Here is a 19782-nt window from a genome sequence, read left to right on the forward strand (position 1 = left end):
GGTGGCCTCCCTGGGTGCGCTGAGCGCGGCGGACGACCCGGCGGCCCCGGTGCTCGCCGCGGACGAGGCGCCGAACCCCTGGTTCGACCCGTCCTACGTGACCGACAACTGGGACACCATTGTGGGGTACCTCGGTCAGCACGTCAGGCTCACCGTCGGCGCCGTGCTGCTCGGCGCGCTGCTCGCGCTGCCCCTCGCGCTGCTCGCCCGGCGCACCCGGTTCCTGGCCGGCCCGGTCCTCGGCCTGAGCTCGCTCGTCTACACCGTCCCGTCGCTGGCGATGTTCGCCTTCCTCGCACCGTTCACCGGCCCGCTGTCGGCGACGACGGTGCTGATCGGGCTGACGCTCTACACGCTGGTGATCCTGGTGCGGAACTTCCTCGCGGGGCTGCAGGGCGTGCCCGCGGACGTGCGCGAGGCCGCCCGCGGCATGGGCTACGGCTCCGCGCGGCTGTTCCTCCGGGTCGACCTGCCGCTGGCCCTGCCGGCCTTCATGGCGGGCCTGCGGATCGCCACGGTCTCCACCGTCGCCCTGGTCACCGTCGGGGTCATCACCGGCAACGGTGGGCTGGGGCAGCTGATCATCGGCGGCTTCAACTCCAACTTCTACCGGGCCGAGATCGTGACCGGCGCCGTCGGCTGCGTGCTGCTCGCGCTGGTCGCCGACGTGCTGCTGGCCGGGCTGGAGCGGCTGCTCAGCCCGTGGACGAGGGCGGTGCGGTGAGCGCGTTCCGCGAGGCGTTCGTCTACCTCAACGACCCGTTCAACTGGACCCGGACCGGCGGCATCCTCGACCTGCTGGTCCAGCACCTGCGGATCTCGGCCCTGGCCGTGCTGCTCGCCGCCGTCCTCGCCGTCCCCACCGGGGTGCTGCTGGGCCGCAGCGGCCGGGGCGCCGGAGCGGTCGTCGTGACCTCCAACGTGAGCCGGGCCGTGCCGACCCTCGCCCTGCTCACCGTCCTGGCGGTGACCCCGCTCGGGTTCAGCGAGACCGGCACCGTCCTGGCGCTGGCGGCCTTCGCCGTCCCGCCGATGCTCACCAACACGTACGTGGGCTTCCGCGAGGTCGACCGTGACGTGCGCGAGGCCGCCCGGGCCATGGGGATGAGCCGCGGCCAGATGCTGAGCCGGGTGGAGTTCCCGCTCGCCCTGCCGCTGGTCGCGACCGGCGTCCGGACGGCGGCGGTGCAGGTCGTGGCCACCGCGACCCTGGCCGCGCTGGTCGGCGGGGGAGGGCTCGGGCGGATCATCAACCTCGGCTTCGGCCAGCAGGACCTCGGTGTGATCCTGGCGGGCGCCGTGCTGGTGGCCGCCCTGGCGCTGCTCACCGAGCTCCTGCTCGTGCTGGTCTCGACGGCGGTGACGCCCGGCCCACGCCGGTGGCCGCTGCGGCCCGTGCGGGCGGCGCGAGCCGGCGAGCCCGAGCCGACGTCGTCGGGCGTGCCGCTGTAGAGGGTCCCCTGCCCCCACGTTCGACCCCGTCCCCCACACCTCGCCGGGCTGGCCCCGCCCGGAGGCTCAGCGCGAGCGTGCGAGGGCTGAGAGGGGAGAGGTCCTCCTCCCTGCAGACGGGCCGTTCGTAACAACCGGACAACACCTGGCCGGAGCGCGTGGCCGAGCCGCGAGGTCCGGAGTTGCATGGCGACGCGGGGCTCCCCCCGCCAGACACGCGCCGCGGCCCCGTGGCCGCGCGGGACACAGAAGGCGGGCCACATGCGCAGCCGTGCACGGATCCTCGTCCCCCTGGCCCTCACCGGGCTGCTGCTCACCGCCTGCGGTGAGTCCGGCTCCTCGGGCACCGGCGGCGCCGCGGCCAGCGGTGGCAGCGCGGCCGGCGACGCCTGCGCCCCCGTGGCCGGCGAGCAGCTCGTCGTGCTCGAGGACGACCAGCAGCTGCAGAGCGCCGACAACGTCGTCCCGGCGGTCAACATGGCCGCCGCGCAGGCCAACCCGGCGCTGCTGCCCGCGCTGGACGCGGTGTCGGCCGCGCTGACCACCGAGGAGCTCGTCGACCTCAACGCCGCCGTCGACCTCGAGCGGCAGAGCGCCGAGGACGTCGCGGCCGCCTGGGTCGAGGAGAACGTCGACACCGCCGCCCTGGAGCAGGGCAGCGGGCCGATCACGGTCGGCGGCGCCAACTTCACCGAGTCGACGATCCTGGCCAACATCTACGCCGACGTCCTCGACGCCGCCGGTTTCGACGCCTCGGTGCGCGAGGTCGGCAACCGCGAGCTGTACCTCCCGGCGCTGATGTCCGGCTCGGAGATCCAGGTCTTCCCGGAGTACCTGGCGACCCTCACCGAGACGCTCAACCGGCAGGCCAACGGGCCGAACGCCACCCAGGACAGCCCGGTCGCCAGCAGTGACCCGCAGGAGACGCTGGCCGGCGCGCAGCCGCTGGTGGAGCAGGTCGGGCTGGTCCTGGGCGAGCCGTCGGAGGCCGCCAACCAGAACGCCTTCGCCGTCACCCGGGCCTTCGCCGACCAGGTGGGGGTCTCGACGCTGTCCGAGCTCGCCGACGCCTGCGGCGACGGCTCGCTGGTCCTGGGTGGCCCCACGGAGTGTCCCGAGCGCCCCTACTGCCAGCCCGGTCTGGAGGAGGCCTACGGCCTGCAGTTCGCCGACTTCCGCGAGCTGGACTCCGGTGGCCCGCTGACCAAGGCGGCGCTGCAGCAGGGCGAGATCTCCATCGGCCTGGTCTTCAGCTCCGACGGGGCTCTGGCCCAGTAGCGGACCCCTGCTCCCCGCCACTCGCAGGCCCGCGGCGAGCCCTGCAGGGAGCCGGCGGCGCAGGCAGCCGTCCCGACAATCGTTTCCGTCATCAGAAGGCTGCGCACCGTTACCCTGACGCCCATGCGGGGGGACGGGGACGACGCGTCGGCGCACCGGGACCGCGCCACCGGCCGGAGCACCCGTCCGGCGTCCCCCGGACCGCGGACCCTGGGCCTGGTCGCGGGCTTCGTCCTGGCGGTCGTGGCCACCCTCGTGGTCTTCCTGACCGACGACGCGCGGGTGCTGCGGCTGGCCGTCGTCGCTGCCGCCTGGGCCTTCGTGCTCGCCGCGCTCGCGGCGTCCCGGCGTCCCCCGGACGGCGCCCCGGGGGACGCGGTCGAGCGCGCCGACCTCGAGCGTGCGGCCGCCGAGCGCGAGGCCGAGCTGCCGCCGGCGTACGAGCTCGCGCTCGAGCGGGAGGTCGCCGTCCGCCGGGAGCACGAGCTGCGGCTGGAGCACGAGCTGCGGCGCACCGTCGAGCAGTCGGTGCGCGGCGAGCTGGAGGCGCTGCGCACGGAGCTCGCCTCGGTCGGCGAGCTGCGCCGCGAGGTGGCCGAGATCGCTGCGCTGCGCCGGGACCTGGCCGGGCTCGCCGAGCTGCGCGCCGCCCTGGCCGGTCTCGACCCCACCGCCCTGGCCGAGCTGCGCACCGACGTCGGCCGCCTGCGCACCGAGCTCGGGGAGCAGCTCTCCGGCGAGATGCTCGTCGAGCGCGTCACGCTGCGCACCCAGTCCACCCGGTCCGCACCCGAGCCCACCGGGCCGCGCACGGTGGAGGCCGACAGCTGGACCTCCCCGGCGCCGGAGTTGACCACCGCCTGGCCGGTCGCGCGGGCCGAGGAACCGCCTGCAGGCACCCGCCAGCTGGAGGAGGTCCGCGTCGAGCCGCGCCGGGCGCCTGCGCCGCCGCCTCCGCCTCCGCCACCGTTGGACTGGCTGGCCAGCCGGTCGCTGCTGACCCCGCCGGCGTCGTCCCGGCCCGAGGCCGAGCCGGGTCGGCGCCGCACCGACGCCCCGGCGCCCACGGCCGCGCTGCCGCCGGACGAGACGCTGACCACCGAGCGCCCGGTCGCCCAGCGGGAGCGCCCGCCGGTCCCCGGGACCGCCGTGCCGATGGCCGAGGCGCCCACCCCGGCGGAGGAGGACGGTGGGCGGCGGCTCGCCGACCTGCTCGCCGAGCGCGGCCTCACCCGGCCGTCGGGGGGCCGCCGCCGGCGCCGTCAACGGGAGGACGACGGGAGCGACGACGTCCTGGCGCGGCTCCTCGGCCGCTGAGAGAGGACCCCCTCGCCCCCCGCCACTCGCAGGCTCGCGGCGGGGCCCTGCGAGGGGGCCACCCCGGGCGTGCGCTTATGCCGGGCCGCGGGACAGCGCGCCGCCGTCGAGCACGAGGGTCTGGCCGGTGACCCAGCCCGCGCCGTCGCCGAGCAGGTAGGCCGCCGCCTCGCCGACGTCCTCGGGCACGCCCAGCCGGCCCACCGGGTACTGCGCCGCGACCTCGGCCTCCCGGCCCTCGTAGAGCGCCCCGGCGAAGCGGGTCTTGACCACCGCCGGCGCGACCGCATTGACCCGCACCGTCGGGCCGAGCTCGACGGCGAGCTGGGTGACGAGGTTGACCAGCGCCGCCTTGCTCACGCCGTAGCCGCCGATCATCGGTGAGGCCTTGAGCCCGGCCACCGAGGCGACGACCAGCACCGAGCCGCCGTGCTCGGCCATCCAGGTCCGCCACGCCTCCTGGACCAGGCCGAGGGTGCCGACGACGTTGGTGTCGAGGATCTTGCGGAAGCCGTCCAGCGGGAGGTCGACCAAGGGGCCGTAGACCGGGTTGATGCCGACGTTGCCGACCAGCATCTCCAGGCTGCCGAAGGTGTCGACGGCGGTGCGCACGGCCTCGGCCCGGTGCTCGGCGTCCCCCGCGTTGCCGGCGACGCCCACCGCCACCTCCGGGCCGCCCAGTGCGGACACCGCCTCGGCCAGCGCGTCCGGCTTCCGGCCGGTCACGACGACCCGTGCCCCGCGCGCCACCAGGCTCCGCGCGATCGCCAGGCCGATGCCCCGGCTCCCGCCGGTGACCAGCGCCGTCCGTCCCTCGAGGGTGCTCACCCGTGTCCTCCCGCCGTGCTCCTGCGCCGCCGCGGACACCGTAGGTGGGCCGCGGGTGGGCGAGCTCGCGAGCCCACCGGTGAGCACAGCGGCCAGGGGAACGGAGCGGCCGAGCACCGGCGGGGCCGTGCAGTGAGCCACCCCACAGGGCGGAGGCGTTGCACCCGCCCCGAACCGGTCACACACTCGCCTTCGGCGTGACACCCGCGTGACACCTCCGGTCGCAGCGGGCTCCCGCGCCGGCACCACCGCAGGACCGCAACACCCGACGGGCTCCGACGGGGGAGTCCGCGACCACCGAGTCCGGTACCCGCGAGGGACTGGAACGAGAGGTGCACCGATGCCTGCTGCCCGCAGGACGCTCCGCGCTGCCGGTCTCAGCCCGGCGGACACCGCCCCCGCCCGTCTCCGCGTCGGCATCGTCGGCGCCGGGCGCGTCGGCGCCGTCCTGGGCGCCGCCCTCACCGCCGCCGGCCACGACGTGGTCGCCGCCGCCGGCCTCTCCACCGCCTCCGCCGAGCGCGCCGCACGGCTGCTGCCCGGCGTGCCGCTGCTGCCCACCGACGAGGTCGTGGCCGCCGCCGATCTCGTGGTGCTCGCCGTCCCCGACGACAGCCTGGCCGGCCTCGTCTCCGGCCTGGCCGAGACCGGCGTCTGGCGGGCCGGCCAGCTGGCCTTCCACAGCTCCGGTGCGCACGGCCTGGCCGTCCTCGCCCCCGCTGCGCGGGCCGGCGTCCTGCCGTTGGCGCTGCACCCGGCCATGACCTTCACCGGCGCCCCCGAGGACGCCGACCGCCTCGCCGGCGCCCCCTTCGGCGTCACCAGCGCCCCGGAGCACCGTCCGGTGGCCGAGACGCTGGTCCTGGAGATGGGCGGCGAGCCGTTCTTCGTCGCCGAGGCCGACCGCGGGCTGTACCACGCCGCGCTGGTCACCGGCGCGAACCACCTGGTCACGCTGGTCGCCGAGGCCGCGGACCTGCTGCGCACCGCGGGCGTCGCCGAGCCCGGCCGGGTGCTCGCCCCGCTGCTCACCGCCGCGCTGGACAACGGACTGCGCCGCGGCGACCGCGGGCTCACCGGCCCGGTCAGCCGCGGGGACGTCGGCACCGTGCGCCGGCACCTGGACACCCTCACCGAGCGGGCGCCGGACTCGGTCGCGGCGTACGTGGCACTGGCCCGGCGCACCACCGAGCGCGCGCTGGCGACCGGCCGGCTCAAGCGGCACGAGGGCGCCCCCCTGGTCGACCTGCTGGAGGCCGCCGGGCTGTCCGCCCTCCCCACCACCCCGACCGACCCGGCGGGCTCCCGGTGACCTCGCGACCCGCGGTGGCGGAGACCGTCGCCGAGTTGCGGGAGCGGATCGCCGGGCTGCCCGGCCCGGTCGCGCTGGTGCCCACGATGGGCGCCCTGCACGAGGGCCACCGCACCCTCGTGCGCGCCGCCCGGGAGCGGGCCGGCAGCGTCGTCGTCTCGGTCTTCGTCAACCCGACCCAGTTCGGCCCGGGTGAGGACTTCGACCGCTACCCGCGCACCTGGGACGCCGACCTCGCCGCGCTCGCCGAGGAGGGCGCCGACGTCGTCTTCCACCCGCCGGTCGACGAGGTCTACCCGCCGGGCGCGGTGGGCGTGACCGTCCACCCCGGCCCGCTGGGCGACGTCCTCGAGGGTGCCGTCCGCCCCGGCCACTTCACCGGCGTGCTGACCGTCGTCGCCAAGCTGTTCGGGCTGGTCCGGCCCGACCTCGCCCTCTTCGGCGAGAAGGACTACCAGCAGCTCACGCTCGTCCGGGCGATGGTCCGGGAGCTGGCGCTCGGCGTCGAGGTCGTCGGCGTGCCCACCGTCCGGGAGGACGACGGGATGGCGCTGTCCTCCCGCAACCGCTACCTCTCCCCGGAGCATCGGGCCACCGCCGCCATGATCTCCCGCGCGCTGCGCGCGGGGGCGGCGGCCGGTCCGCAGGGTGCCGACGCGGTCCTCGGTGCCGCCCGTGCCGTCCTCGCCGAGGCGTCCGGGCTGCTCCAGGACTACCTGGCACTGACCGCTCCCGACCTCGGGCCCCCGCCGGTCGCCGGCCCGGCCCGGCTGCTCGTCGCCGCCCGCGCCGGCAGCACCCGGCTCATCGACAACACCGCCGTGACACTCGCCAGCCCGGCCCAGCCCTCGGGAGAACCGCGATGATGCGCACGATGCTCAAGTCCAAGATCCACCGTGCGACGGTCACCCAGGCCGACCTGCACTACGTGGGCTCGGTGACGATCGATGAGGACCTCCTCGACGCCGCCGACCTCATCCCCGGCGAGCAGGTCGCGATCGTCGACGTCACCAACGGCGCGCGGCTGGAGACCTACGTCATCCCCGGCGAGCGGGGCAGCGGCGTCATCGGCATCAACGGCGCCGCCGCGCACCTGGTGCACCCCGGCGACCTGGTCATCCTGATCAGCTACGGCGTGATGGACGAGACCGAGGCCACGTCCCACACCCCGAAGGTCGTGCACGTCGACGCCGCCAACCGCGTCGTCCAGCTCGGCGGCGACCCCTCGGCCCCGGTCCCCGGCGCCCATGACCATCGGCGGAGTCCGCTCTCGACCGGTCCCCGGCCTCGTCCCGGGTCCCCTCGCGAGCTCGCGAGTGGAGGGCAGGACGAGCAGGAGGACCCCCTCCTCCCCGCCCCTCGCGTGGTCGGGGCGGGACCCGAGAGGGAGCCGGGAGGGCGCAGCGACCCGGGCGTACCCGTCCGGTGAGCACGCTGGCGGTCGGGCGCGTCACCGGGCTCCCGCGGCGCCTCGCCGCGCCGGCGCCCGGCTGGGAGCTGGCCGCCGACGTCTGCGTCGTCGGCTCCGGCATCGCCGGGCTGTGCGTGGCGCTGCACGCCCGGGCGGCCGGGCTGTCGGTCGCCGTCGTCACCAAGGTCCGGGTGGACGACGGGTCGACCCGCTGGGCGCAGGGCGGCATCGCCGCCGTGCTCGACCCCGCCGACACCCCCGAGGCGCACGCCCGCGACACCGAGGTCGCCGGGGTGGGGCTGTGCGAGCCCGAGGCGGTCTCCGCGCTGGTCCACGAGGGCCCCGAGCGGCTGCGCCAGCTGATCGACTGGGGGGCGGCCTTCGACCGCGACCCCGACGGGCGGCTGCTGCTCACCCGCGAGGGCGGGCACTCCGCCGACCGGATCGTGCACGCCGGCGGCGACGCCACCGGCTGGGAGGTGCAGCGCGCGCTGCGGGACGCCGTCCGGGCCGACCCCGGCGTGACCCTCGTCGAGCACGCGATGGTGCTCGACCTGCTCACCGACGCCGCCGGCCGCGCCGCGGGCGTCACCCTCCACGTGCTGGGGGAGGGCAGCGCCGACGGCGTCGGCGCGGTGCGCGCCCGCGCCGTCGTGCTCGCCACCGGCGGCATGGGGCAGGTCTACGCCGCCACCACCAACCCGCCGGTCTCCACGGGGGACGGCGTCGCCCTCGGCCTGCGCGCCGGTGCGGTCGCAACCGACCTGGAGTTCGTCCAGTTCCACCCCACCGCCCTCTACCTGGGTCCGGACGCGCGCGGCCAGCAGCCGCTGGTCAGCGAGGCGCTGCGCGGCGAGGGTGCGGTGCTGCGGGACGGGGCAGGGGAGCGGTTCATGGTCGGCGTCCACCCGCTGGCCGAGCTGGCGCCCCGCGACGTGGTGGCCAAGGGGATCACCCGGGTGCAGCTCCGCGACGGGGTCGACCACGTGTGGCTCGACGCGCGCGGGGTGCCGGACCTCGCGGCGCGCTTCCCGACGATCGTGGCCCGCTGCCGCGCGGCCGGCGTGGACCCGGTCACCGACCTGGTGCCGGTCACCCCGGCGGCGCACTACGCCTCGGGCGGCCTGGTCACCGACCTGGTCGGCCGGACGACGGTGCCCGGGCTGTACGCCTGCGGTGAGGTGGCCTGCACCGGCGTGCACGGGGCCAACCGGCTGGCCTCCAACTCGCTGCTGGAGGGCCTGGTCTTCGCCGCCCGGATCGGGGCGCAGCTCGCCGCGGGGCTGCCGCCGCCGTCCCCCGTCGTGCCGGTGGCGGCCGCGCCGTCCGGACTGCTCGACGCCGACGGCCGGTGGGACGTCACCGAGACGATGTCGGCGCGGGTCGGCGCGCTGCGCAGCGGCGCGGGGCTGGCCGAGGCGACCGGCCGGCTGGCCGCCCTGGCCGCGGGGCTCGGCCCGGACGGCGCGCCCGGCGTGGCCGGCTGGGAGGCCACCGACCTGCTCACCGTGGCCAGCGCGCTGGCGACCGCGGCCGCGATCCGCGAGGAGACCCGCGGCTGCCACTGGCGCGAGGACCACCCCGGGACCGAGGAGGGCTGGCAGGTGCACCTGGACGTGCGGCTGGACGGGGACGGCGCCCTGCAGGTGACCCGCCGTCCGGTGGGGACTCCGTTGGTGGAGGCCTGGTGAGCGCCGACCCCCGCTCGCTGGAGGGCACCGGGCTGGACGAGGCGTGGGTGACCGAGCTGGTCGAGCGCACCCTCACCGAGGACCTCACCGGGGGCGCGCCGCTGCCGAGCGCGCCCGACCTGGCCGTCGCGCACGACGTGACCAGCGCCGCGACCGTGCCCGCCGGGCAGCGGGGGACCGCGGACCTGGTGGCCCGGGCCGACGGCGTCGTGGCCGGCCTGCCGGTCGCCGCCCGCGTCTTCACCCGGCTGGCCCCGGGCGCCACGCTCACCGCGAGCGCCACCGACGGCGACCGGGTGGCCCGGGGGGACGTGCTGCTGACCGTCCGCGGGCCGGTGCGCGCCCTGCTGGCCGCCGAGCGCAGCGCGCTCAACATCGCCAGCCGCGCCAGCGGGATCGCCACCCTCACCCGCCGCTGGGTCGACGCGGTCGAGGGCACCGGCGCCGTCGTCCTCGACACCCGCAAGACCACGCCCGGGCTGCGGCCGCTGGAGAAGTACGCCGTCCGGTGCGGCGGCGGGTCGAACAAGCGCATGGGGCTCTACGACGTCGCCATGGTCAAGGACAACCACGTCGCCGCCGCGGGCTCGGTGGCCGCCGCCGTCGCCGCGGTGCGCGCACGGGCGCCGCGGGTGGCGGTGCAGGTCGAGGTCGACGTGCCCGCGCAGGCGGTCGAGGCGGTCGAGGCGGGTGCGGACTTCCTGCTCTGCGACAACATGGCGCCCGACGTCCTCCGCGAGGTCGTGGCCCTGGTCGGCGGCCGCGCGGAGCTGGAGGCGACCGGCGGGTTGACGCTCGAGGTGGCCCGGGCGGTCGCCGAGACCGGCGTCGACTACCTCTCGGTCGGCGGGCTCACCCACTCCGCGCCGATCCTCGATCTCGCCCTCGACCTGCGGGCGGAGTCCGCCGGATCTGCACACTCGCGGGCCCCGGGGTCCTGATGACCGCCACTGTGCAGATCTCGCGACGGGGGGCCGAGCGGTGTTGCTGACCGTCGACGTCGGCAACAGCCAGACCGTCCTGGCCACCTTCGACGGTGCGCGCCGGGTCGGCTGCTGGCGGGTGACGACGGCGCCGCGGGCCACCAGCGACGAGCTGCGGATGCTCTGGCGCGGGCTGCTGCGCGACACCGAGGTCACCGGGGTGTCGGCCTGCTCGACGGTGCCCGCGCTGCTGCCGGCGCTGCGCACCCTGCTGGACTCCCTCGACGTGCCCGTCGTCCTCATCGGACCCGGCGTGCGGACCGGCGTCCCCCTGCACGTCGACAACCCGCGCGAGGTCGGGGCCGACCGGGTGGTCACCGCGCTGGCCGCGCACGAGCTGTACGGACGGCGTCCCGACGGCGGTGAGCGCCCGGTCGTCGTGGTCGACTTCGGCACCTCCACCAACGTCGACGCCGTCGGCCCCTCCGGGCAGTTCCTCGGCGGTGCGCTCGCCCCGGGCGTGGAGGTCAGCCTCGAGGCGCTCGCCAGCCGCGCGGCGCAGCTGCGCTCGGTGGAGCTCACCGTCCCCGCCCACGCGATCGGCAAGAACACCGTCGCGGCGCTGCAGTCGGGCCTGGTGCTCGGCTTCGCCGGTCTGGTCGACGGGCTGGTCGCCCGCATCGCCGCCGAGCTGGTCGCGCAGTTCGGTACCGCGCCGGTCGTCGTCGCCACCGGCGGGCTGGCGCCGCTGGTGGCCGACAGCTGCCGGTCGATCGGTGAGCAGGAGCCCGATCTGACCGTGCAGGGGCTGCGGCTGGCCTTCGAGCGCCACCGGGCTCTCGGTCACCCACCCGCCCGCTGACCGGGCCCCCCGTAGGCTCGGGTCCCGTGAGTGAACAGCCCCCCGGTGGCGCGGGAACACCGGTCGACGAGGAACTCCCCGAACAACTCCGGGTCCGCCGGGCGAAGCTGGACCGGATCCGGGAGGCCGGCGTCGACCCCTACCCGGTCGCCGTCCCCCGCACGACCACCCTGGCGGAGGTCCGCGAGAAGCACCCCGACCTGGAGCCGGACACGATGACCGGCGAGCGGGTCGGTGTCACCGGGCGGGTCATCTTCGTCCGCAACACCGGCAAGCTGTGCTTCGCGACGCTGCGCGAGGGGGACGCCGAGCTGCAGGTGATGCTCTCCCTGGACCGGGTCGGCGCGGAGTCGCTGGCCGCGTGGAAGGCCGACGTCGACCTCGGTGACCACGTGTTCGTCGAGGGCGAGGTCGGGACCTCGCGGCGCGGTGAGCTGTCCGTCTTCGCCGACTCCTGGCAGCTGGCCGCCAAGGCGCTGCGGCCCCTGCCGGTGGCCCACAAGCCGATGAGCGAGGAACTGCGGGTGCGCCGCCGGTACGTCGACCTCATCGTCCGGGACGAGGCCCGTCGCACCGTCCGTCAGCGCGCCACGGTGATGTCGACGCTGCGTCGGGAACTCGCCGCCCGCGGTTATCTCGAGGTCGAGACACCGATGTTGCAGACGGTGCACGGGGGTGCCGCGGCGCGACCGTTCCGCACGCACATGAACGCATTCGACCTCGACCTGTACCTGCGGATCGCGCCGGAGCTGTTCCTCAAGCGGTGCATCGTCGGGGGGCTGGAACGCGTCTTCGAGATCAACCGCAACTTCCGCAACGAGGGGGTCGACAGCACCCACTCGCCGGAGTTCGCGATGCTCGAGGCGTACCAGGCCCATGCCGACTACCAGGTGATGGCCACGCTCACCCGTGAATTGACGCAGGCGTGCTGCGAAGCGTTGTTCGACGACCACGTTGCGCGACACAACGATGGCACCGAGCTCGACCTGTCGGGGGAGTGGCGGCAGGTACCGCTCCACACGCTGGTCTCCGAGGCCGTCGGCGAGGAGGTCACCCCCGAGACGCCGGTGGAGACCCTGCGCGCCCTCGCCGAACGGCACGACGTCGGCGTGGATCCGGCGTGGGTGCCCGGCAAGGTCGTCGAGGAGCTGTTCGAGGCCCTGGTGCAGGACACGCTGCAGGAGCCGACGTTCGTCGTCGACTACCCGGTGGACACCTCGCCGCTGACCCGGGCGCACCGGTCCCGGCCCGGGCTGGCCGAGAAGTGGGACCTCTACATCGCCGGCGTCGAGCGGGCGACGGCCTACTCCGAACTGGTCGACCCGGTCGCGCAGCGCGAGCGCCTGGTCGCCCAGGCCGTGCTCGCCGCCAAGGGCGACCCCGAGGCGATGGCCTTCGACGAGGACTTCCTCGAGGCACTCGAGTACGGGATGCCGCCGACCGGTGGCATGGGGATGGGCATGGATCGGCTGATGATGACGCTCACCGGATTGGGGATCCGCGAGACCATCTTGTTCCCCTTGGTCCGCCCGCTTTCCGGATCCTGAACTCCCGGAACCTCCCCTCACTCCATTGTGGGTGGTGTTCCTCATGGCGGCGAAAATGGTCTATGGTCCTCGTCGACAGAGGACCAGGTCCGCCCGGGGACGAGCCCCGTTCGGCGGAGCAGTGGAACGGGAGATGCGAATGGCGCGTAAGGTTCAGGTGATCCTCAGTGACGACCTCGACGAGAACGTCCCCGCGGACGAGACGGTGAGTTTCTCACTCGACGGCACGAGCTACGAGATCGACCTCTCGGAGAAGAACGCGCAGGATCTGCGTGAGGCCTTCTCCCGCTACGTGCAGGCGGCGCGGAAGGTGGGGCGCGGCAGCGGCCGGGCCTCCGGGGGTGGCCGGTCCCGCGCCACCGGTGGCGGCGGCCGCATGGACCGCGAGCAGGCCGGCGCCATCCGCGAGTGGGCCCGCAAGAACGGCCACGCGGTCAGCGACCGCGGGCGCATCCCGGCCAGCGTCGTCGAGGCCTACGAGGCCGCGCACTGAAAGAGGACCCCGTCCTCCTCACCCCTCGCACGCTCGGAGTGAGCCTCTGGACGGGGCCGGCCCGTCCCAGGGCCCTGTAGGGCAACGGCCCGGCGCCCTCGACGGGGTGCCGGGCCGTCGTCGTCTGTTCACCCGGCGTCACCGGCGGTCGGCGTAGGGACTTTCGACCCTGGGGTGTTCCGGACTGGATCGTGACGGTGGGCGCATGAGCCAGGACGCGGCCGAGACAACCGTTCCGCGCGGCCTGGGGGTCCTCGTCGACCGCAGGCCGGTGGACCCCTCTCCCCAGGCCCCGAGCTTCACCGCCAGCCTCGACCAGCGCCGCGGCGTCGTCCGGGCGCGCGGGCACCTCGACGCCCTCGCCGCGGACCTGCTCCGCGGCAGCATCGTCGCCCTGCAGCGGCAGGGGCACCGTCAGGTCACCGTCCGCCTCGAGCCCCAGGCCACCGCCGACGACGCCGCCCGCGAGCTGCTGGCCCGGCTCGCCGACACGCTGGCCGCCGAGGGTGTCCGGCTGGTGGTCGAGTGAGCACCGTCGAGGGACCCTGGTCCGCCGCGGGACGCCGTCCCGCCGCCGTCCCGGGCGAGGGCCGCTGGACCGTCGGCGTGGACGTGGCCGCCCCGCGCTCCCCCTGGGGTGGGACGGCGCCCAGCCGGCTGCACGCGGTCGGGGACGCCGGACTGATCGCCGGTCGGGCCCTCTGCCTCGCCCCCGTCACGCTGCTCGACCCGGCCCTGTGGGTCTGGCCGGACGACGGTGACGAGGAGTCGCCGCTCTGCTGGGTCTGCCTCGCCCTCACCTGCTGAGTCCCGACCGGCGGCGCGGCGTGGCGACGCGCCGTCCGCTGTCGGCGTAACCGCCCCGGAACACCGGTCCGGGAGCATCGGTTGGACCGTGCAGCTCCTCTCCTCCGTACGGGACTGCGTACCCACGGAGGATCGGAGTCCGCGACTACAGTGGAAGACCGGTGCACCGAGCGCCGACGGACGTCGGGTGCTCCTCTCCACCAGGGGAGGGCAGCGCCGGACCAGCCGGTCAGAGGAGAAGCAGCAGATGTTCGAACGGTTCACCGACCGAGCCCGCCGCGTGGTCGTCCTGGCCCAGGAAGAGGCCCGGATGCTCAACCACAACTACATCGGCACCGAGCACATCCTCCTGGGCCTGATCCACGAGGGTGAGGGCGTCGCTGCCAAGGCGCTCGAGTCCCTCGGCATCTCGCTGGAGGGCGTCCGCCAGCAGGTGGAGGAGATCATCGGTCAGGGCCAGCAGGCCCCGTCCGGGCACATCCCCTTCACCCCGCGGGCCAAGAAGGTGCTCGAGCTGTCGCTGCGTGAGGCGCTGCAGCTCGGCCACAACTACATCGGCACCGAGCACATCCTGCTCGGCCTGATCCGCGAGGGCGAGGGCGTCGCCGCCCAGGTGCTCGTGAAGCTGGGCGCCGACCTCAACCGCGTCCGCCAGCAGGTCATCCAGCTGCTCTCGGGCTACCAGGGCAAGGAGCCGGCCGCGGCCGGCGGCCCGGCCGAGGGCACCCCGTCGACCTCGCTGGTGCTCGACCAGTTCGGCCGCAACCTGACCCAGGCCGCGCGCGACTCCAAGCTCGACCCGGTCATCGGGCGGGCCAAGGAGATCGAGCGGGTCATGCAGGTCCTGTCGCGGCGGACCAAGAACAACCCCGTCCTCATCGGCGAGCCCGGCGTCGGCAAGACCGCCGTCGTCGAGGGCCTGGCCCAGGCGATCGTCAAGGGCGAGGTCCCCGAGACGCTGAAGGACAAGCAGCTCTACACGCTGGACCTCGGCGCCCTCGTCGCCGGTTCCCGCTACCGCGGTGACTTCGAGGAGCGGCTGAAGAAGGTCCTCAAGGAGATCCGCACCCGCGGCGACATCATCCTGTTCATCGACGAGATCCACACCCTCGTCGGGGCCGGTGCCGCGGAGGGCGCGATCGACGCCGCCAGCATCCTCAAGCCGATGCTGGCCCGCGGCGAGCTGCAGACCATCGGCGCCACCACGCTCGACGAGTACCGCAAGCACCTGGAGAAGGACGCCGCCCTCGAGCGGCGGTTCCAGCCGATCCAGGTGGGCGAGCCGACGCTCACCCACACGATCGAGATCCTCAAGGGGCTGCGCGACCGGTACGAGGCGCACCACCGGATCAGCATCACCGACGGCGCCCTCGTCGCCGCCGCGACGCTGGCCGACCGGTACATCTCCGACCGCTTCCTGCCGGACAAGGCGATCGACCTGATCGACGAGGCCGGCGCCCGGATGCGGATCAAGCGGATGACCGCCCCGCCGGACCTGCGCGAGTTCGACGACCGGATCGCGGCCATCCGCCGCGAGAAGGAGTCGGCCATCGACGCGCAGGACTTCGAGAAGGCCGCGTCGCTGCGCGACAAGGAGAAGACCCTCCTGGGCGAGAAGGCCGAGCGCGAGAAGCAGTGGAAGGCCGGCGACATGGACGTCGTCGCCGAGGTCGACGACGAGCAGATCGCCGAGGTGCTGGCGAACTGGACCGGCATCCCCGTCTTCAAGCTCACCGAGGAGGAGACGACCCGCCTCCTGCGCATGGAGGAGGAGCTCCACAAGCGGATCATCGGCCAGGAAGAGGCCATCAAGAGCGTCAGCCAGGCGATCCGGCGCACGCGGGCGGGCCTCAAGGACCCGCGCCGTCCCGGTGGCTCGTTCATCTTCGCCGGCCCCTCGGGTGTCGGGAAGACCGAGCTGGCCAAGGCGCTGGCCCAGTTCCTGTTCGGTGAGGACGACGCCCTCATCCAGATCGACATGGGTGAGTTCCACGACCGCTTCACCGTGTCGCGGCTGGTCGGTGCCCCTCCCGGCTACGTCGGCTACGACGAGGGTGGCCAGCTGACCGAGAAGGTGCGGCGCAAGCCGTTCTCGGTGGTCCTCTTCGACGAGATCGAGAAGGCGCACGCGGACGTGTTCAACACGCTCCTGCAGGTGCTGGAGGACGGCCGGCTCACCGACGGTCAGGGCCGGATCGTGGACTTCAAGAACACGATCCTGATCCTCACGACCAACCTGGGGACGCGGGACATCTCCAAGGCCGTGGGGCTGGGCTTCCAGGTCGGCAACGACAGCCAGTCGAACTACGAGCGGATGAAGAACAAGGTCAACGAGGAGCTCAAGCAGCACTTCCGGCCGGAGTTCCTCAACCGCATCGACGACATCGTCGTGTTCCACCAGCTGACCGAGGACGAGATCATCCAGATCGTCGACCTCATGGTCGCCCGCGTGGAGGGCCAGCTGGCCAACAAGGACATGTCGCTGGAGATCACGCAGGACGCCAAGAAGCTGCTGGCGGCCCGCGGGTTCGACCCGGTGCTGGGTGCCCGGCCGCTGCGCCGGACCATCCAGCGCGAGATCGAGGACGCGCTGTCGGAGAAGATCCTCTACGGCGAGCTGGCCGCCGGTCAGATCATCGTGGTGGACGTCGAGGGCGAGGGCGCGGACCAGCGGTTCGTGTTCCGCGGCGAGGCCAAGCCGATCGACCTCCCCGACACCCCGCCGGTCGCGCTGTCCGGTGGCGACGAGGAGGGCCCGGCCGTCCAGGCCGAGTGATCCTCGGGCAGCCCGTACGACGGGGCCGTCTCCCACTGGGAGGCGGCCCCTTCGTCGTCCACGGGCCCACCGACGCTCGGCACGTCCCGGCGAGCCGTCTCCCACGGCGAGATCTGCACACTCGCGGTCATCAGGCCCCCCTGGCCGCGAGTGTGCAGATCTCGCGGTCAGGTGGGCAGGCTGAACCGGCCGTCGGCGGTCTGCTCGACCAGCCCGTCGGCGAGCAGCGAGTCGAGGCAGCGGGAGCGCTGGGCGGCGTCGTCCCACGCCTCGTCGAGCTGCGGTGCCGCCACAGGCCCCTCAACGGCCCGCAGGACGTCCAGCAGCCGCCCGCGCACCTGGCGGTCCGTGCCGGCGAACTTCTGCACTCTGCGGGGCGCACCGTCGGGCGCCGGGTAGCCCGCCAGCCGCCAGGCGCAGTCCCCCCGCACCGGGCAGGCCGTGCACCGCGGCGTCCGGGCCACGCACACCAGTGCCCCGAGTTCCATGACCGCGACCGAGAAGCGCACCGCCCGCTCGGGGTCGGCCGGGGCGAGCGCCGCGACGTCGGTGAGGTCGGCGGCCCGTGCCGGCGCCGCCTCCGCCCTCCCGTGCACCAGCCGGGCCACGACCCGGCGCACGTTGGTGTCGACCACGGGCTGCGGCTGCCCGTGCCCGAAACAGGCGACGGCGCGGGCCGTGTACGTCCCGACGCCCGGCAGGGCCTCCAGGGCCGCCACGTCAGCGGGGACGGCGCCGCCGTGCCGCTCGGTGAGGGCGACGGCCGTCTCGCGCAGCCGCAGCGCCCGGCGCGGGTAACCGAGCTTGCCCCAGGCGCGGATCACCTCGGCGGGCGACGCCGCGGCCAGCGCCGCCGGGGTCGGCCAGCGGGCCATCCACTCGCGCCACACGGGCTCGACGCGGGCGACCGGCGTCTGCTGCAGCATCACCTCGCTGACCAGCACGGCCCACGGGTCGGTGTCGGGCCGACGCCACGGCAGGTCGCGCGCAGCCCGGGCGAACCAGTCGACGAGGACGTCGCCGACCGGGTCGGACGACGGGGGGAGGGCGCGGGCCGGGCTGTCCACGGGGTCCCAGTGTGCCGTGCGCCGGGGGCGGCGTGCCGCCGCAGGTCAGTGCGCCGTGGCGCACTACCGTTCTCGGCGTGCTGCACCCCGTCGGCCCGCTGCCCGCGGCGGTCTACTGGCGGCGGCGGCTGCTGGTCCTGGCCCTGCTGCTGGCGGTGCTCGGTGGCGGGGGGTGGCTGGTCGTCGCCGCGCTGACCGGGGGCGCCGGCGGGACGGCGACGTCCGCGGCGGCCGCGACGACGGAGGCGGGCGGCCAGGCCGACGAGCCGCCCGCGCTGGAGCAGGTGGTGCCCTCGCTGGCCAGCGTGCAGACGCCGACGCCGGCTCCGGAGCCCCCCGCCGAGGCGGAGCCCCGACCCACGCCGGCGGGCCCGACGCCCGGCGGCCCCTGCAGCGACGACATGATCGGGCTGGAGGTCCGCGGCCCCGGCAGCGCGCCGGTCGGCGGCAAGCCCACCTTCGAGCTCGTGGTCACCAACGTCTCGTCGGTGCCGTGCGTGCGGGTGCTCGACGCCGGCCTGCAGGAGGTCCTGCTGCTGGACCCGGCGGGCAACCGGGTGTGGGGGAGCAACGACTGCTTCCCGGAGACCGGCAGCGACACCCGCACCCTGGCGCCCGGTGAGTCGGTGGTCTTCCCGCTCACCTGGGGCGGCCTGACCAGCGAGCCGTCCTGCACGGCCGAGCGGACGACGCCGGCGTCGGGGCAGTACGTGCTGCGCGGCCGGCTGGACACGAAGACAGGCCCGGACACGCCCTTCACCCTCACCTGACCGGCCGCTGCCGCCTTCCGAGGCCCCGTCCGGAGGCTCGCCGCGAGCTCGCGAGGGGTGAGGAGGACGGAGCCTCGTTCAGCTGTAGCGGTCGAGGATGGAGGTCTCGGCCAGCCGGGAGAGCCCCTCGCGGATGCCGCGGGCGCGGGCCTCGCCGACGCCCTCGACGGCCAGCAGGTCCTCGATGGTGGCCGCGAGCAGCTTCTGCAGCCCGCCGAAGTGGTCGACCAGACGGTCGATGATCCCGGCCGGCAGCCGCGGGACCCGGGCCAGCAGGCGGTAGCCGCGGGGGCTGACGGGGGAGTCGAGCGCGTCGGCGGAGGTCGGCAGGCCGTAACAGCGCGCCACCGCGGAGAGGTCGAGCAGCTCGGTGGCCGACAGCGCGCGCAGCTCCGCCAGCACCTCGTCGATGCTCCGGGGACGGCGCAACCCGGACGGGAGGTAGTCGCGCACGAGCAGGGCGCGGTCCTCCTCGACCCCGGCGAGCATCTCGTCGAGCTGCAGCGCGAGCAGCCGGCCGTCGGTGCCGAGCTCGACGACGAAGCCCTCGATCTCGTCGGCGATCCGGCGGACCATCTCCAGCCGCTGGCTGACGCTCATCGCGTCGCGGACGGTGACGAGGTCCTCGATCTCCAGCGCCGACAGCGTGCTGGCCACCTCGTCGAGCCGCAGCTTGTAGCGCTCCAGCGCCGCCAGCGCCTGGTTGGCCCGGGCCAGGATCGTCGTCGGGTGCTCCAGCGTGTACCGCCGCCCGGCGACGTAGACGCTGATGATGTGCATCGACTGGCTCACCGAGATCACCGGGAAGCCGGTCTGGATGGCGACCCGCTCGGCGGTGCGGTGCCGGGTACCCGACTCCTCGGTGGGGACGCTCGGGTCGGGCATCAGGTGGACGCCGGCCCGCACGATGCGGCTGCCGTCGTAGGAGACGATCACCGCGCCGTCCATCTTGGCCAGCTCGCGCAGCCGGGTGGCGGAGAGGGCGACGTCGAGGGCGAAGCCGCCGGTGCAGATCGACTCGACGACGCGGTCGTACCCGAGCACGATCAACGCGCCGGTCCGCCCGGCCAGGATGCGCTCCAGGCCGTCACGCAGCGCCGTGCCCGGTGCGATGCGGCCGAGCAGTTCGCGGAGCGCGACCTCGGAGTCCACAGCGGGGGGCACGAGCGCTCCTGACGTTCGACGTGGTGGCGGCTGATTCTACGTGGCCACCACCGTACTGGCGGTCGCCAGTGAGCCAGCTCACCG

The 19782-nt window shown here is 74.8% G+C and carries 19 protein-coding genes; 16 read left to right on the forward strand and 3 right to left on the reverse strand.

All coding sequences use genetic code 11. The annotated features are described in order from the left end of the window. The first annotated feature begins 1 nt into the window (after nucleotide 1). The 4 genes from ACU610_RS22950 (at nucleotide 2) to ACU610_RS22965 (ending at nucleotide 4047) form a co-directional block, all read left to right on the forward strand. The gene (locus tag ACU610_RS22950) at nucleotides 2–724 is read left to right on the forward strand and encodes an ABC transporter permease (RefSeq protein WP_446770001.1); all 723 of its coding nucleotides are present in this window, start codon (nucleotides 2–4) and stop codon (nucleotides 722–724) included. Next, nucleotides 721–1452 (forward strand): ABC transporter permease, encoded by a 732-nt coding sequence (locus ACU610_RS22955; protein WP_446770002.1) that lies wholly within the window; start codon nucleotides 721–723, stop codon nucleotides 1450–1452. The genes ACU610_RS22950 and ACU610_RS22955 overlap by 4 nt, the downstream gene beginning before the upstream one ends. A gap of 261 nt (nucleotides 1453–1713) precedes the next feature. Next, the gene (locus ACU610_RS22960; protein ID WP_446770003.1) at nucleotides 1714–2730 is read left to right on the forward strand and encodes a glycine betaine ABC transporter substrate-binding protein; all 1017 of its coding nucleotides are present in this window, start codon (nucleotides 1714–1716) and stop codon (nucleotides 2728–2730) included. A gap of 123 nt (nucleotides 2731–2853) precedes the next feature. Further along, nucleotides 2854–4047 carry a DUF6779 domain-containing protein gene (locus ACU610_RS22965; RefSeq protein WP_446770004.1) on the forward strand — a complete coding sequence of 398 codons (1194 nt, stop codon included), beginning with the start codon at nucleotides 2854–2856 and terminating at the stop codon, nucleotides 4045–4047. A gap of 75 nt (nucleotides 4048–4122) precedes the next feature. Here the strand turns inward: ACU610_RS22965 and ACU610_RS22970 are convergent, their stop codons facing one another. Beyond that, entirely contained in the window at nucleotides 4123–4875 is a 753-nt protein-coding gene (locus ACU610_RS22970; RefSeq protein WP_446770005.1) for an SDR family oxidoreductase, read from the reverse strand. Between the two features lie 340 nt (nucleotides 4876–5215). On the opposite strand from ACU610_RS22970, the gene ACU610_RS22975 reads away from it, so the two are divergent. From ACU610_RS22975 to ACU610_RS23025, 11 genes are all read left to right on the forward strand, one after another. Further along, nucleotides 5216–6187, forward strand: coding sequence for a Rossmann-like and DUF2520 domain-containing protein (locus tag ACU610_RS22975; protein ID WP_446770006.1), 972 nt, complete (start codon nucleotides 5216–5218; stop codon nucleotides 6185–6187). Next, nucleotides 6184–7053, forward strand: a complete 870-nt coding sequence (gene panC / locus ACU610_RS22980; protein WP_446770007.1) for a pantoate--beta-alanine ligase — start codon at nucleotides 6184–6186, stop codon at nucleotides 7051–7053. The genes ACU610_RS22975 and panC overlap by 4 nt, the downstream gene beginning before the upstream one ends. Next, nucleotides 7050–7616, forward strand: coding sequence for an aspartate 1-decarboxylase (panD, locus tag ACU610_RS22985; RefSeq protein WP_446770008.1), 567 nt, complete (start codon nucleotides 7050–7052; stop codon nucleotides 7614–7616). The genes panC and panD overlap by 4 nt, the downstream gene beginning before the upstream one ends. Then, nucleotides 7613–9289 (forward strand): L-aspartate oxidase, encoded by a 1677-nt coding sequence (locus tag ACU610_RS22990; RefSeq protein ID WP_446770009.1) that lies wholly within the window; start codon nucleotides 7613–7615, stop codon nucleotides 9287–9289. Before panD ends, ACU610_RS22990 begins: the two co-directional genes overlap by 4 nt. Beyond that, complete coding sequence (gene nadC / locus ACU610_RS22995) at nucleotides 9286–10230, forward strand: carboxylating nicotinate-nucleotide diphosphorylase (RefSeq protein WP_446770010.1); 945 nt, start codon at nucleotides 9286–9288, stop codon at nucleotides 10228–10230. Before ACU610_RS22990 ends, nadC begins: the two co-directional genes overlap by 4 nt. Before the next feature lie 40 nt (nucleotides 10231–10270). After that, nucleotides 10271–11074 (forward strand): type III pantothenate kinase, encoded by an 804-nt coding sequence (locus ACU610_RS23000; RefSeq protein ID WP_446770011.1) that lies wholly within the window; start codon nucleotides 10271–10273, stop codon nucleotides 11072–11074. 26 nt (nucleotides 11075–11100) lie between these two features. Continuing rightward, nucleotides 11101–12621 carry a lysine--tRNA ligase gene (lysS, locus tag ACU610_RS23005; protein WP_446770012.1) on the forward strand — a complete coding sequence of 507 codons (1521 nt, stop codon included), beginning with the start codon at nucleotides 11101–11103 and terminating at the stop codon, nucleotides 12619–12621. 139 nt (nucleotides 12622–12760) lie between these two features. After that, a complete protein-coding gene (locus ACU610_RS23010; protein ID WP_446770013.1) occupies nucleotides 12761–13114 on the forward strand; it encodes a histone-like nucleoid-structuring protein Lsr2 in 354 nt (117 codons plus the stop codon). 205 nt (nucleotides 13115–13319) lie between these two features. Next, nucleotides 13320–13643, forward strand: coding sequence for a hypothetical protein (locus ACU610_RS23015; RefSeq protein ID WP_446770014.1), 324 nt, complete (start codon nucleotides 13320–13322; stop codon nucleotides 13641–13643). Then, on the forward strand, nucleotides 13640–13921 hold the full coding sequence (locus ACU610_RS23020) for a hypothetical protein (RefSeq protein ID WP_446770015.1): 282 nt from the start codon (nucleotides 13640–13642) through the stop codon (nucleotides 13919–13921). The genes ACU610_RS23015 and ACU610_RS23020 overlap by 4 nt, the downstream gene beginning before the upstream one ends. 247 nt (nucleotides 13922–14168) lie before the next feature. After that, the gene (locus ACU610_RS23025) at nucleotides 14169–16697 is read left to right on the forward strand and encodes an ATP-dependent Clp protease ATP-binding subunit (RefSeq protein WP_446770016.1); all 2529 of its coding nucleotides are present in this window, start codon (nucleotides 14169–14171) and stop codon (nucleotides 16695–16697) included. Nucleotides 16698–16864: 167 nt separating this feature from the next. On the opposite strand, the gene ACU610_RS23030 is transcribed toward ACU610_RS23025, so the two are convergent. Then, nucleotides 16865–17764: an A/G-specific adenine glycosylase gene (locus tag ACU610_RS23030; protein ID WP_446770017.1), complete on the reverse strand. Its 900-nt coding sequence runs from the start codon at nucleotides 17762–17764 to the stop codon at nucleotides 16865–16867. A 77-nt stretch (nucleotides 17765–17841) separates the two neighbouring features. Here ACU610_RS23030 and ACU610_RS23035 point away from each other — a divergent pair, with 77 nt between their 5' ends. After that, complete coding sequence (locus ACU610_RS23035) at nucleotides 17842–18534, forward strand: MucR family transcriptional regulator (RefSeq protein ID WP_446770018.1); 693 nt, start codon at nucleotides 17842–17844, stop codon at nucleotides 18532–18534. A gap of 78 nt (nucleotides 18535–18612) precedes the next feature. On the opposite strand, the gene disA is transcribed toward ACU610_RS23035, so the two are convergent. Further along, the gene (gene disA, locus ACU610_RS23040) at nucleotides 18613–19698 is read right to left on the reverse strand and encodes a DNA integrity scanning diadenylate cyclase DisA (RefSeq protein WP_446770019.1); all 1086 of its coding nucleotides are present in this window, start codon (nucleotides 19696–19698) and stop codon (nucleotides 18613–18615) included. Nucleotides 19699–19782: the final 84 nt, after the last annotated feature.

It is taken from the genome of Geodermatophilus sp. URMC 61 (assembly GCF_052931555.1).